The organism is Paenibacillus glycinis (genome assembly GCF_009909185.1).
Taxonomy (GTDB): Bacteria; Bacillota; Bacilli; order Paenibacillales; family Paenibacillaceae; genus Paenibacillus_Z; species Paenibacillus_Z glycinis.
In genome coordinates this window covers 69,637-83,421 of sequence record NZ_JAAAMV010000024.1, presented here as the reverse complement: position 1 = coordinate 83,421, position 13,785 = coordinate 69,637, and the positions used below count along the sequence as shown (strand labels likewise).

The following is a 13,785-nucleotide window of genomic DNA, read 5'->3' as shown; positions in this document are numbered from 1 at the left end:
CCTCGCCTTCCTTGCGACTAAAGCTTAATGCCGTAAATCCGCTCCGCCGTGCCGTGCAATATCTGCTCCTGCTGCTCGGCGCTCAAGCCGCAGGTACGAATCTTGGCAAGCTCCGTGCCCGTATTGTCCGCGTGGTCGGTGCCGAACATGAACCGGTCCGCCCCGACCTCGTCGGCCCAATGCTTGATTTGGAAGCCGGCCGTCCATGTAATATCCGCATGCAAATTTTCGCATCTTCGCAAGGCAAGTATCGTCTCTCCCGCCATGATCATCATCCCGCAGTGGGCCATCACGATCGGAACCTCCGGGAAGCGGTCCGCCACCTCGATCAGATTGGACGGATTGGCAAACGGAATTCCTGCGCCCGTATGCACCATCACGGGAATACCCAGCTCGCGCGCAAGCTTGAACACCTTCGTGCCGTCGCGCCCGCCCGGATGGACGGCGTGGGCGAACGTATGCAGCTTCACGCCGATAAAGCCCAGCTCCTCCACGCAGCGGCGCAGCTCCGCCTCGTAGATATCGTCCCGCAGATGCGGATTGGGGTTTGCCATGCCGTAAAATTTCCCCGGAAATAATCGGGCCGCCTCCGCGATCGCGTCATGCTGCGCGATCACCCGCTCCAGGTCGTGGCAGGAAGCCGGCTGCAGGATCGTGGCGCCCACGCCGAAGTCCGCATGCTTGGCCAACTGCTCCTCCAAAGTGAAATCCTCGTCGAACACGTAATCCCAGCCGTAATGCGCATGAACGTCGATGATCGTCAATCCAATCCATCTCCTCTACTGAAGGGAAATCGTCTTATGCCCGGCCGCGCTGTCGTAGACCGCGAAGGTCATTCGCAGCGTGACCATATTGTCTTCGCCGCTCGTCTGGAATGCGTTCCCGTCGTTCAGGCAGGCGATAAAATGGCTTTGCAGCCGGACATGGCTTTCCTCGTGATCCAGTCCCGTCTTCGCCTTCACGATTCGTTCTTCGCCGCCGTCCTTGGAGACGACGGAGATCTTGCCGTCGGTGTACATCTTGAGCGTTCCGGCGCTGCCGTCGATGACGAACTGCTCCAGATGAACGGGACCGACGCGCTCTCCGAGCGGCTGATCCAGCTTCTGGCGGGTCGCCCAGCTCATATCCATGAAGCCGTAAAAATCGTTATGACCCAAGATGACGATACCGCTGTCTTCGCCGATAATATAATCGCTTACGCGGGCCAATTCCGCCGTCAGCCGTTTCGGCGTGCCGAACAGGAACCGCCACGTATCGAACCAGTGGACGCCCATTTCGTAGAACAGCAGCCTCGGCATCGTCCGGAAGAACGGCTGCGGCAGCTCCGCGTCCGGCTCCATGCGCGGCGTATAGTAATCCGTATGGATGTAGCGCGCGACCTGCACCTTGCCGAGCTCGCCGCTGTCCAAGACGCCCTTGATCGTCTGGAACGGCTCCAGCCAGCGCCAATTCTCCGTTACCATGAGGCGCACGCCCCGCTCCTTCGCATGCGCCACCATCTCCTCCGCCTCGGCCAGCGATGCCGCGAACGGCTTCTGGCACATGATATGCTTGCCCGCGTCGGCGGCCTTGGTCACGAACGACAGATGGGTCTCCGTTCCCGTCACGATATCCACGATATCGATGTCGGTGCGTGCCAGCATGTCGTCGATATCGGTAAAGAGCCGCTCCTCCGGCACGCCGTATTTGGCCGCGGCAAGGCGAAGCTTTTCTTCCGACCGGTTGCAGAGCGCCTCGATCTGAACGCCCGGAATGCGGCTCCACGCCTGAAGATGCTTATCCGACCAGAAGCCGGTGCCGATCAGACCGACCTTCCATGATTTCTCCATGTTCGCCTCAGCTCCTCTTCCCGTCCAAATGCAGCATCAAGCGCAGCACTTCGTCGAGCGATTCTTTCGTGAACACCTGCTTCCAATCCGGTTTGAAGATCTTCTCGAAGCCGTATTCGATCGCGATCTTGGCGGCATCGGAGAACGGATTGACATTGTTGAAGGCGATGGCGAGCGGAATCTGGATATGACCGAGCATGAACGACCGGGCCGCCGCCGCGGGCACCCCCATGCGAATGACTTCGTCCATCGCTTCCTTCATGATGCAGGCGGCCGCCGCGGCCACGACCTCCGCGGCCGCCGGCTCGAGCAGCGCCATATGCTCGACCGTGATACGGTGGCACTGGGTAACCGGCGCGAACATCGCGATGCAGATTCGTTCGGCTTGAGCCAGCTTCTCTTCCGTGCCCTGCTGCAGCGCGATGACGATGTCCTGCTTCGCCGCGATTCCACCGAACATGTCCTGGCGCGCTTCCGGCGAATCCTGCTCCTCGAACAGCGCCGGGTGGCAGGGATGCGTCACGACGAAATGACAATCGTCGCGAAGCGCGACCTGCTGCGCGTATGCCGCCGCGGGATCCAGCAGAATGACGGTCGTATCGGGCTTCAAACCCGGCACGATCGCCTGCGAGAGCGGACCGATGACCGCGTCCGGCACGGCAAAAATGACGACGTCCGCAGCGGCAAGCGCCTCTTCGTTCGACGTGACCGACAGACCGCGCTCCGCAAGCCTTGCTTTGCCGGAATCGGCCTGTTCGACCAGCAGGAGCCCGTAATCCGTTTTCCTCAAATTATCCGTTATCCGGCAGCCCATCTTGCCGCCCGCGCCAAGAATCGCGATCTGAATAGAAGTAGCCATGCTCCTTGCCCCTTTGCAATCGAATTAAAGCGGATTCAGTCCGTTGCGTACCGCACCCGCAAGGATGATGCCACTAGCATAACCGATTACAAAAACATGTTCAATACAAAATGTATACAATTTATATATAATTTATTGCTCCTTATCGGAAATCCTGCTATGCTGGAAGCAATATCCCATGCTCGAAGTCCGGCATCGGGGCCGCGTCCGGCTGCAGGAGCGCCCAAGCGGGAACGAAGCACGGGTCAGGAGGAAATAGATGAAGATGAAACTCGGGCTCAGCACCTATACGTTAACCTGGTCCGTAGGCGTCCCCGGCTACGCGCGCCCGCAGGAGGCGCTTACGGCGGAGGCGCTCGTCAAGCTTGCCCGCAGCCATGGATTGAACCTGCTGCAAATCGCGGACAACCTGCCGCTTCATCTCCGGACGGAGGATGAGCTGCTTCGGCTGAAACGGACGGCCGACGAGCATGGCGTCGAGCTGGAAGTCGGCACGCGCGGCACCGAGCCGGAGCTGCTGCTCCGTTATCTCGCCATCGCGGGCACGCTCGGCTCCTCCATCGTCAGGACGATCGTCACGACGCCCGATCTGGCGGCGGCCGAATCGCACATCCGCGAGGCGCTGCCGGCCTACGAAGCCGCCGATGTCGTGCTTGCTGTCGAAAATCACGGCTTGCATACGACGGGACAGCTGGTACAATTATTTCAGAACCTGAATCACGCCCATGTCGGCTGCTGCCTCGATACGGTGAATTCGTTCGGCGCGCTGGAAGCCCCGGATCACGTCGTTCGCGCGCTGTCGCCGTATCTTGTCAACCTGCATATCAAGGATTTCGACATCCGGCGGGTCGATCACATGATGGGCTTCGAGATTCTCGGCACGCCGGCGGGCGAGGGACGGCTGGACATCCCGCAGCTGAGAGAGATCATCGCGGCCAGCGGCAAGACCGGCGTCAATGCGATATTGGAATTATGGACGCCTTACGCGAATTCCGTCGAAGACACGATCGCCGTCGAGCGCGATTGGATGGAACGAAGCATCGCTTATCTGCGGTCCGTTCATTTTATGGAAGAAGAGGATAACGACTATGCCACCCGTAACGTTGAAAGAGAAAGCCTATGAACAGCTGCGCGCGCACTTGCTGGAAGGCACGATTAACGGCAACGAGCAGCTGACCGAGAAATATTTGGTCGAGCTGCTGCAGATGAGCCGGACGCCGATTCGCGCCGCGCTCGAGAAGCTGGCCGCCGAAGGCTTGCTGAACCTGTCGCCGAACAAAGGGCTCAGCCTGCCCGAATTGTCCTTGCAGCGGGTCGCGGATTTCTTCGACTTCCGCGTCGCCCTGGAGAGCCACATCGTCCTCAAGCTGTCGAGCCGCAAGTTCTCGCCGGACGAGAGCGCCTGGTTCCGCGCGAATTTGGAGCTGCAGCGGCAGACGGCCGAGCAGCACGATTACCTGGCGTTTACGCATGCCGACTCGGATTTCCACCGGCGGCTCGCCCTTGTCTACGACAACGACGAGATGGTGCAGATGATGGAAAACTTGCAGGATCGCCTGTTTCAGCTGGCGCTGAAGGTGCTTCGGAAGGACAACGGCCGCATTCTCGCCTCCTACCGGGATCATCTCGAGATCTTCGAATTGATCCAGGACGGGCAAGGGGAAGAAGCGAAGCGGCGCATGGTGGAGCATTTGGAATACGGAGCGCGGATATTGGTGCTATAAACGGAAACGGCGGCTTGGATGCATGTTTAGCATCCGGAGCTGCCGTTTTGTCGTTGAATGGCGAATCGGGCATTGCCTATATAGGGTATTCAAGGCTGATGCGGCAATGCCCCTCGGACCGGACGTCACGGTACTCGCGAGCCCGAAATCATCCACAAGTCTTGACGGCTTCCCGCGTTTGGGCGTACAATCCTTCCAATTCTTAATAACGAGGGGGAATTCGCATGTCCGAACCAACGATCTCGCAACGGCTGCGCGAGCTTGGCATCGTCCTGCCGGCCGCAAGCGAACCTGCCGCCAGATACGCTAATTACGTCATCGCGAACGGCTTGTTGTTCGTCTCGGGCAAAGGCCCTTCCGGCCATCCGAAGGGAAAGCTCGGGCACGCGTTCACGACCGAGGACGGCTATCGTTTCGCGCGGCTGGCGGGCATCGAGACCCTGGCGGTCGTGCAGTCCGCCGTCGGATCGCTGGACAACGTCAAGCGCGTCGTGAAAGTGCAAGGCTTCGTGAACGCAGTCCCCGAATTCGAGGAACACCATAAGTTGTTGAACGGCTGTTCCGACCTGCTGCTGGACGTATTCGGCGACAAGGGCGTTCATGCGCGCCCGGTTCTCGGCGCCGTTTCGCTGCGGGACAACCTGCCCGTCATAATCGACTCGATCTTCGAGGTAGCGGCAGCGGAATAATGCCGCGGCCAGCCATGGCTTGCGATTAAGAAGCGCCGTCCCAAGCCGCCAATTCTTCCTGGCTCTCGCTGCCCCACACGATGGTCCAGCACGACGAGACGCCGAGCCTGCGCAGCGCCTCGTGCCGGTGATTGCCGTCGCGGATCGACAGCTTGCCGTCCGCGACCTGCGCGATCAGCGGCGCGCAGGACCATCCGCCGCGAAGCGCCGCCATGAGCGATTCCACCCGCGCTTCCCAACTTTCCGGCGGATTGTAATATTCCATCTCCGGCTCCGGTCCGCAGCAGCGTTCCAGCTCGGCAAGCGGCACGAGCACGGGACCGGCCCAGAAGCGCTTCTGCAGCTTCAGTCCTTCCGAGAACGGGGCGTTATTGCCGGCCGTCCGCAAGAACAGATGCACCCATTCCTCCAAGCAATCCGCCTTCGCGAACGCAAGCGCTTCTTCGGCCGTAAATGCCAGCGGCAGCGTCATCGGTCACATCTCCCTCCACGAGTCCAAGATAGCGTATTTCGTGAGTTTCTTCCGCGTTTCTACGACGATAAAAGGCAGCGAGACCGCTGCCTTTTATCCGCATTTACCGTTCGTTCCCTTCATCCAGCCGAGAAGCAACCATCCACACATGACCGAAAGGATCCTCGATCTTCCCCACCCGGTCCCCGTGCGGCTGATCCTGAACCGGGCGAAGGGAAATCGCGCCTTCCTTCACAGCCGCTTGGACGGTGTCGTCCGCGTTTTCGACGTATAGGTAAATGATGACTGGCGTGCCGCCAAGCGATTTGGCCGCATGGTTGTGTCCGGAAAACTCGTCGGCAACCATGATCCGGGCATCCCCGACTTTAATCTCGGCATGCGCGACTTTCCCTTCTTCCGTCTCGATCCGGCTGACCTCGACAGCTCCGAATGCTTGTCGATAAAAATCGATTGCCCGGCCGGCATCGTCTACCGCCAGCATCGGAATGGCTTGCGAACCGGTTCTGCTCATGATACGGTTTCCTCCCGGTGGTCCGATTTTGTCTATCCTTGCTTCGCTGCCGGCGTCAGCGCCTTATCCAGCATGCGCCGCACCAGCCGGTCCAAGGCCTCCTTGTGCAGAAAAGGCGCGAGCCCGGTCAGAACGTTGGCGCCGAGCTTGCCCGATTCCACATGCCCCAGCAGCTTCTCGAGGCTTCCCCTGCTCAAGAACGGGGCAAGTCCAATGATATGGCCGACTTCGACCCCGCCATCGACAGTCTGATCGGCTAGGCGGTCCAGCGTCTCGCGGCCGATGAAGGGCGCCAGCGCGTGCACCACCTCCCAGTTCGTCGCGCCGCCCTCCGCCTGCAGCACGAGCCGGTCGATATGTTCCTCGGCCAAGAAAGGCGCCAGCGCGACAAGCTGGCGCATGTCGAAAATACCGCCGGCGGCGCGATCAACCACGCGGGCCAATGATTCATGCCCCATGAACGGCGCCAACGCTTGAATAACATCCGCGTTCAACCGGCCGTCTTCCACGAAGGCGAGCATCTCGTCGATCGTGTCGCTGCCCAGGAACGGCGCCAACCGCAAGATCGCGCTCAAGCTCGGGTGGTTCCCGTCCGCGTCTTCCTCGTCGACCGCCTCGTCGATCGGCTCGACGGCCGCGGTTACATCTCGCTCGCTTGGCTCTTGCTCAACAAGTTCTCGTTCATCTTCTTGCTCTGCTTCTGCTTCTGCTGTTTCTACTTGTTCTTCCTCTCGTTCCAGTTCCAGCTCTATTTCTTCCTCAAGTTCATGCGCCAAACTGTCGTGTTCCGGCTCGGCTTCCAATAACTCCGCCGCGTAAGCCGCGTCATCCGTGCGCGGTGCCGCAGGCGCTGGCGCCGCTTGCTCAGGCGCATGTTCCCCGGCGGCAAGCTCCGCAGCCGCCGCTGCCGGCGCAAGCACGATCCGCCGCTCGCCTGCGAGCAGCTCGTCGATGGACGTTCCGAGCAGTCCGGAGATAGCCGGCAGCAAGCCGATATCCGGGAGCGATTCTCCTCGTTCCCACTTCGATACCGCTTGATGGCTTAGGCTTAACCGTTCGGCGAACTCCGCCTGCGTCATGCCCGCTTCTTTTCTGAGTCTCGAGATATAAGCTCCGATCTTGCGCATTTCCATTATCGAACGCCTCCGCTTGCTAGATTCGTACAGTGCGCACTGCCTGCATTCAGCATAGCATGCCGCTTGCTCCGGCTCTATCAATTATCGGTTGAAAGGGCCGATTCAACCGGCGGTTGAATCGCCCGCCTCTAATCCGGGCCCCAGCGATTTCTCGCGCGAGCGGGATACGCGCCAATTCGGGCGCGGCTATGCCGGCATAGGTTAGACTAGCCGATTCACTTACATGACGACGAGGATGCTGATGCCGGTATGGCCTGTTGGATTCGAACCGCGATCATCGTCACCAACAACGGGACGATCCTGTTCGGGAACGCGGATATCCTCCCCATCGTGGGAGAAGACAAGTCGAAGGACGTCGTGGAGGACGCCCAGGAAACCGATTCGTTGACGGGCGGAGCGGCTGCCGAAGGCGCGGACACCTCTTCATTCCGGAGACGGCACAAGCGGAAGGGGCGTAAAAGAGCCCGCTAAGCGGTACCTGCATGTCGCGACGCAAGCGTGCGAGCGACATGCCGCACCGCCGATCGCGCACAGCTCCGTTCATGCCTACGGGAAGCGATTGCTGCTTCCGCAGCGCTGCCTGAACGATAGATTCGGCAGGCTCGGCCAACGCGCCCTGCCGCCAAGCTGGGCATCCGTCTCGGCCAGGCCCGGTTACGGTGCCCGGCCTGCCGCGGACGGCAGGAGCCTCCGGACGCCGACGACGTTCGCCTATCCGCTGCTCCCGCAAACGAAAAGAACCGCTTCCATCGAAACGGTCCCGGTCCTGCCATCCGTGCGCGATGGGCACATCCAACATCAGCCCCGCGACGGCTCCGCCATTTCCTGCCGCGCCTTGGCGCTCAGCGCCGCCAGATGGTCGTCGTTCGCCATGACCTGCTCCAAATGCACCATCCGCTCCGGCGATGCCGTGTTCATCATCGTCTCGGAGAAGGCGCGGTCGATCCAAAATCTCGCCGCTCCCGCGATATAATCCCGCAGCTCCCCGATGTCTTCCTGCGCGTAGCGCTGGCACATGTTGATGGTGAACATGCGGCGGCTCGCGCTGCCGTTCCACGAAGAATGGAACGTATTGTGGTCGAAGACCAGAATATCGCCGGGCGTCACGTCCAGCACGCAAGCCGGCACGTCCGCGCCGCCGATGTTCCAGGCCGCCGCCGCGTCCCGCATGCGAAGCGTCAGATCGTCGCCGTATTTGTCGTGCAGCCGGTGACTGCCCGGTATGACGCGCAGCGCGCCGCTGTTGCCGTCCAGCGGATCCAGGTAGAAGGCGATTTTCAAATGCTTGTATTTCTCGTGGTAGCCGTCGCGATGCCAGCCGGTATCGCCCGTGTAGTAGTTGCCGTCGCTGCCCATATAGTTGAAATCCTCGCCGAGGAGGGTGCGGCCGATCGCGAGGATGCGCGGATCGTCGATCAGCACGGACATGCGCTGGTCGATGAACGGCACGACGCATGTCCGCTTCGTGCCGTCATGCTTGTTGTCCTCCGGAAATGTCTTCGCGAACTCGTCGACGATCCAGTCCAAACGATCTGCCATCAGCCCCGGAAATTTCAAAAACCCGAACGTTTCGAAAAAATCGACTTGCGCTTGGCTCAGCCGCATGATTAACCCTCCGCGAATCAAATTGGTCCCCCGCTACTTGAATCCGCTTTCGAATTATTCATTCCACCCGGCCGCACGATTTCCTGCAAGCCCCAAACAAAAAATCCCCCTCTCCTCCGAAGGCGATGCTGCCGCATGCCCCCGAGAAGAAAGAGAGATTCGTGATGAAAAACGCGATTGGAAAATGGCGCTTTATTTCAAAACATCGTGATCGACGTAACGCGCGCCGTTCAGCTCGCTGATAACGTTGACGGCGACCTTCGCGCCGTCTCCGGCCGTGATGATCGTATGCATGCTCACGCCCGCGCACGTGCCGGCGGCCCAGATGCCCGCCACGTTGGTCCGGCCATCGGCGTCCGCGTCGAGAATCGTCTTGATCCGCGGCTCGGTGCCCGGCTTCGTGTTCAGCCCGGAGGCCTCCGCGAAATCGAGGAACAAGCCCGATGCGACGATGACGACCTTCGCTTCGTACGCGTCGCCGGATTCCGTCGCGATGCTGAAGCCGTCGTCCGTCTTGCTGATCTTCGTGACCTTGGCCTGCACGACGTCCGCGCCGAATTTCTTCGCCTGCCGGATGCCGATCTCGACCAGATCCGGTCCCGACGTCTCCGGTACGCCGTAGTGGTTCTCGACCCAAGCTCGCTTCGTCACGCTTTGGTCGCTGTCGAGCACCAGCGTTTTCTTCCCGGCTTTGGCCGCGAACAGCGCCGCGCTTCCGCCTGCCGGACCTGCTCCGATGATGGCGATATCTGACATGATCCTACCTCCCAAAATAGATTCGAGATGCTGAACATGACGGTCGGCAGTCTGGTACCCGATGCATCGGCATGCCCGTCCGTTTCTATCATACGCTTTGAAAATCCGATATTCAACTTTTCATATAGGTATGTTTTGAAATGAAACGGCCATGCCTGCGGACTGCGGATGCGACATCAACCGCTGGTTGCGTTGAAATCGTAATAGAATTTCGCCCGCTTCCCGAGGAGCACGTCGTAGATGTCGTAATTGGACTGCATGACGCCCGTCAGGAACGACTTGTACGGACGGTCGGCGACGTTCAGCACGCCCGAATTGTAATGCTCCGCCCAATCGCCGGCTCCCTGCCAATACCGTCCGAGCGCGGCTTGGTCCACGTAATTGAACCAATGGGCCCCTACGACGTATCCCAAGCCGGCAACGCCCTCTACGTAATTCCGGTAGCGCATCCCTCGCTGGAATTGGTTCACGGCTGCGTTGGGCAGCAACGGCGCGAGCCCCTGCTCCGCGGTGCCGTAGCCGAATTCGCTCATGAGAATCGGCTTGCCGCCGGATTTCTCGTACACGTCCTGCAGCAGATCGCTCTCGATCTTGTAGGAATAGTAGTTGATGCTGATGACGTCCGAATACTTCCCTTCCACCTCCGCCATTACGTCGCGGAACTTCGCGTTATGGAACGAAGTCGTGATCCAGCGGTCCCCGAGCAGGAGATGATTCGGATCGTATTTGCGGTAGATGCGCGATACCGTCCCGTAGAACGTGTCGAGGTAATACCGGAAGAACGTGTCCATATCCTGCCACGAAGCCGAAGTGCTGATCGGAAGCTCGGCTTCCCGCATGTCGTTGAAGGAAGCGAAGCTTGTTCCCCAGCTGGCGTTGAACGCATCGATCTTCTGGTACTTGTCCTGGAGCATCTTCACCAGACGGCCTTTGATCGCGGCCTTGCTGGCCTTCAGCTTCGGCACGTCGGAGTAGAATTTATGGAAATCGTATTCGTTGCCCATGAAGTACCCGATGAGCAGCTTGTCGTTCTTGTTCGGCTTGACCGCCGCCGCGAACGCCTGGTCGAGCTTGGCTTCGGCGCCCGGCGCGAAGATATCGAAGATCGAGATCCCGTCCAGCTTCGCCCAGTTCATGTCGATCGGAAGCATCCGCACGTAAGGGAATTTGTTCGCCGCGCCGTACTGCTCGGGCGAATAGCCCCCGGCGCTGTTGAAGCCCCATTTTTTCAGGCGTCCCACCGCCTCCGCATAGAAGGAGCTGTCCGTCGGGAACGTGCCGGTTTTCTTGTATTTGTTCGCCATGTAGAACGAGAAGCTGCCATGATCGGGCGTAATATACGCCGGCTTGTAAGCCCCCTCGTAGGCAGGGATCGATTCGAACGCTTCCTCCCGGCCCTTGACCACCGTATAGGTCTCGTCTTCATGGATGCCGTTCATCCCCAGGCTGAAGAAGATATCGCCGTCCGGCGTCTTCATCACCTTGCGGCTGCCGAGCGTCTGGATCGCGAAGTAACCGGTGCCCTTGATCCCGTATTGGGCCGCGCTGCCGGCGAGACCGCCGTAGCTATCCAGCTTCGCGGTCGGATGCAGGCCGCCGTAATACGCGGCGTCCGCGGCGGCGTCCGCCTTCAGCTCCTGATCGCTGGTCACCTTCTCCGGAAAATTCGCGGCGGCCATCTGGCCGTAAGCGTCGACCGTGAAATCGCTGCTCCCGTTAAGCTTGTATTTGCGGATGGGACTCGGTTCCCTGCCGTCCTTGACGGCGTAAGCTTCCAGCACCGTATACCCGGTGAGCTGGATTGGCTGCGAATAGAGCTCGAACTTCGCGGCGCCGTCCTTGCGGTAGTAGATTCTGGCCCCCGTCGAAGCCGTAGAGAGCGCGACCTGAAGCGAACCCGCGCTTCGGGTCTGTTTCATGTCGACGGAACCGGTGCTGCGATTGATGAGCACGCCGGAAAGCTGCGGCGACCAGGCTTGGGCGGTACCGCGCAGCTCGATTTTCAAATATCGGGTCTTCGCCGGCAGCGAATATGATTCGTCGACGTACTGCAGCCAATTGCCCGCCGGATTGCCGACCGGATAGGAGTTCGCGGTCACTTCCGTATACGTCTTGCCGTCCTTCGACGCGTAGTAGCGGTTCTTCTGCTTGTCGATGCCCGTGAAGAAGTAGCTGGAGGTCTGAAAGGAGGTCATATCGTAACCCGTATGATAAACCACGCTTCCCGAAGCCGTCGACGCGCGGGCGACGCGCTTTGCATCGTCGCCGAAGTAGGTGGGATGATCGGTCGCGACGTACACGTTGGAACGATTGAACAGCTGCTTGTAGTCGGAGAGCGGATCGTTCAGACCGCCCGTCGGTCCTCCGGCGCCGGTCAACGTATAGCGGTAAATGGCGACTTCGCTGACCACGGTGCTCTCTGCGGTCGGATGGTACACGGCGCAGGTTCGCAATTGCAGGGCGCCGAGCACCTTGATCGGCGAGACATAGTGCTTGCGCGTGGCCGATTTGCGCGGATCGCTGCCGTCCGTCGTGTAATAGACGGTCGCTTCGGGCTTGGACGCGGTCAAGACGACCATGCTGCCGTACGTGACGGCGCCCGAAGGCAGGCCTGCGCTTACGCCGTTCGAGGTTGCGGGAGGCTTGGGCTTCACGGGCTCCGTCCGGCTGCCGGGGATGTCCTTCATCGCCAGATCGACCAAGGCGGCCGATTCTTGCCGGGTCATTTGCGCCTGCGGCCGGTACGACCATTGGCCGGCCGTTTGCACGGCGTCCACGCCGTGCCAGCCATGGGCGATGATTCCGTCGATCCCTTCCGTTGCCCATGCATCCGGCTGGTCGCCGTAATTGAGCGCGGCGCCCGGAGCGAGCCCCTTCTGCTTGGCGTAGCGCCACACCATGGCGGATGCTTCCTCGCGTTTGACCGGGGCATTCGGCGAGAAGGTCGTGGCGGAAGTGCCCTCCACGATCCCCGCCTGAAAAGCGGCGCGCACGTACGCGGCGGCCCAGTGATCCCGGACGTCCGCGAACGGCGCTTGGCCGCCGTTATCCTTCAACTGAAAAGCAAGCGACACCAGCTTGGCGAATTGCGCGCGGGTCAGCGTCTGTTCCGGACCGAACAGGCCTTCGGAGACGCCTTCCACGACGCCGAGCGCCTTCAGGTCGCTAATGTAAGCCAGGTACGGGCTTGTGGCGGGAATGTCTTTGAATTCCGACGTCAAGGCATCGGCGTCCGCGCCGGGCAATGCGGCAAGCGCAATCGCCGCCGCGAACGCGATCGTAAATTTTTTCATATCGACTCCTCTCATGCTGAACGATAATTCTATTATAAAATTCGCAGCCGTTCGGCGAAATGAGAGGTTCGAACTATGAAAAATTACTAATCTTTGGCAGCGTCCCTCGCAGAATCCTGCTACCGTGCGCCCGCACGGATTAAGCATTTCGGTAATTACTGATAAAAGTTCCTGTATTCACGTCCTCACTGCCTTAAGCGATCAACGGGAGCGGCCACGACGCGGTTAGGCAATGCAGGGTTGTCCGCCTGATTCTACCTCTACTCTATACCTTCGGCCGGACCGAGGGCCTCAGCCCGCCGCGTGAATAATCTGAAGTAACCATCTTCCTGAATTCCCTAACATTTTTCATTTCGCCCTTAGTAGTTTATATTTAGGATCATTTGGCTGTCTGACTGGTATTGAATATCCAAATGTTTTACTCAAGAAGGTATTTTGTAGCTCCACTATAAAATCTTGAATATATGCTAAAAATTGATTAAAGTCATTAGTCTTAGCTTCAAAGAGTCTCATCTCTTCCTCTGATAGCACTATTCTAGTTAGATATTTAGAATAATAAATCGAACCTACGTATTCAGAATACTCACTTGCCATTGTTCTTATCTCGCCCAGCTGATCTAAATAAACTTGCTTCATTTCAGTAAATTGATTTAATATAACTTCTCTTGACTCAAAGTAATATGTAAACTCAATAATTGCCTTTGAAGAGTTATTCCATAGTTTTAAAATTTGTTCATTAGGTTTTTCCCAACTATCTATATTGATATCAAAATCTACTGTGTATCACATGCGTAAATTTCCGGGTAATAGTATTAAATACAAGTTTAGCTCACCAAGGCTCTCCCTCGATTTTGAAAGTAGTTTGATTGCTTCATCGGCAGTTTTTATTTGCATGTCACGCATAAATTTTT

General features: G+C 59.0%; 13 protein-coding genes. 4 read left to right on the top strand and 9 right to left on the bottom strand.

The genetic code is table 11. The features are described from left to right. Positions 1-17: 17 nt before the first annotated feature. From GT019_RS23845 to GT019_RS23835, 3 genes are read right to left on the bottom strand one after another with little or no spacing between them, the layout of a single operon-like run. Entirely contained in the window at positions 18-764 is a 747-nt protein-coding gene (locus GT019_RS23845) for an amidohydrolase family protein (RefSeq protein ID WP_201755558.1), read from the bottom strand. Between the two features lie 15 nt (positions 765-779). Next, positions 780-1,829, bottom strand: coding sequence for a Gfo/Idh/MocA family protein (locus tag GT019_RS23840; protein ID WP_161745931.1), 1,050 nt, complete (start codon positions 1,827-1,829; stop codon positions 780-782). A 7-nt stretch (positions 1,830-1,836) separates the two neighbouring features. Further along, entirely contained in the window at positions 1,837-2,688 is an 852-nt protein-coding gene (locus GT019_RS23835; protein WP_161745930.1) for a phosphogluconate dehydrogenase C-terminal domain-containing protein, read from the bottom strand. Between the two features lie 259 nt (positions 2,689-2,947). Here GT019_RS23835 and GT019_RS23830 point away from each other — a divergent pair, with 259 nt between their 5' ends. From GT019_RS23830 to GT019_RS23820, 3 genes are all read left to right on the top strand, one after another. Beyond that, positions 2,948-3,811 carry a sugar phosphate isomerase/epimerase family protein gene (locus GT019_RS23830; RefSeq protein WP_161745929.1) on the top strand — a complete coding sequence of 288 codons (864 nt, stop codon included), beginning with the start codon at positions 2,948-2,950 and terminating at the stop codon, positions 3,809-3,811. Then, positions 3,777-4,412 (top strand): GntR family transcriptional regulator, encoded by a 636-nt coding sequence (locus tag GT019_RS23825; protein WP_161745928.1) that lies wholly within the window; start codon positions 3,777-3,779, stop codon positions 4,410-4,412. The genes GT019_RS23830 and GT019_RS23825 overlap by 35 nt, the downstream gene beginning before the upstream one ends. A 224-nt stretch (positions 4,413-4,636) precedes the next feature. Then, positions 4,637-5,101 carry a RidA family protein gene (locus GT019_RS23820; protein WP_161745927.1) on the top strand — a complete coding sequence of 155 codons (465 nt, stop codon included), beginning with the start codon at positions 4,637-4,639 and terminating at the stop codon, positions 5,099-5,101. Positions 5,102-5,126: 25 nt separating this feature from the next. Here GT019_RS23820 and GT019_RS23815 read toward each other — a convergent pair whose 3' ends face one another. The 3 genes from GT019_RS23815 to GT019_RS23805 form a co-directional block, all read right to left on the bottom strand. Continuing rightward, on the bottom strand, positions 5,127-5,573 hold the full coding sequence (locus GT019_RS23815) for a ParB N-terminal domain-containing protein (RefSeq protein WP_161745926.1): 447 nt from the start codon (positions 5,571-5,573) through the stop codon (positions 5,127-5,129). Positions 5,574-5,676: 103 nt separating this feature from the next. Then, positions 5,677-6,084, bottom strand: a complete 408-nt coding sequence (locus GT019_RS23810; RefSeq protein ID WP_201755557.1) for a VOC family protein — start codon at positions 6,082-6,084, stop codon at positions 5,677-5,679. 32 nt (positions 6,085-6,116) lie between these two features. After that, complete coding sequence (locus GT019_RS23805) at positions 6,117-7,217, bottom strand: helix-turn-helix domain-containing protein (RefSeq protein ID WP_161745925.1); 1,101 nt, start codon at positions 7,215-7,217, stop codon at positions 6,117-6,119. A gap of 252 nt (positions 7,218-7,469) precedes the next feature. On the opposite strand from GT019_RS23805, the gene GT019_RS23800 reads away from it, so the two are divergent. Then, entirely contained in the window at positions 7,470-7,691 is a 222-nt protein-coding gene (locus GT019_RS23800) for a hypothetical protein (RefSeq protein ID WP_161745924.1), read from the top strand. 327 nt (positions 7,692-8,018) lie between these two features. Here GT019_RS23800 and GT019_RS23795 read toward each other — a convergent pair whose 3' ends face one another. The 3 genes from GT019_RS23795 to GT019_RS23785 all read right to left on the bottom strand — a co-directional run bounded on the left by GT019_RS23795 (position 8,019) and on the right by GT019_RS23785 (position 12,874). Continuing rightward, positions 8,019-8,825, bottom strand: coding sequence for a phytanoyl-CoA dioxygenase family protein (locus GT019_RS23795; protein ID WP_161745923.1), 807 nt, complete (start codon positions 8,823-8,825; stop codon positions 8,019-8,021). 192 nt (positions 8,826-9,017) lie between these two features. Then, positions 9,018-9,581: an FAD-dependent oxidoreductase gene (locus GT019_RS23790; RefSeq protein ID WP_161745922.1), complete on the bottom strand. Its 564-nt coding sequence runs from the start codon at positions 9,579-9,581 to the stop codon at positions 9,018-9,020. A 176-nt stretch (positions 9,582-9,757) separates the two neighbouring features. Next, the gene (locus GT019_RS23785; RefSeq protein ID WP_161745921.1) at positions 9,758-12,874 is read right to left on the bottom strand and encodes an S-layer homology domain-containing protein; all 3,117 of its coding nucleotides are present in this window, start codon (positions 12,872-12,874) and stop codon (positions 9,758-9,760) included. Positions 12,875-13,785: the final 911 nt, after the last annotated feature.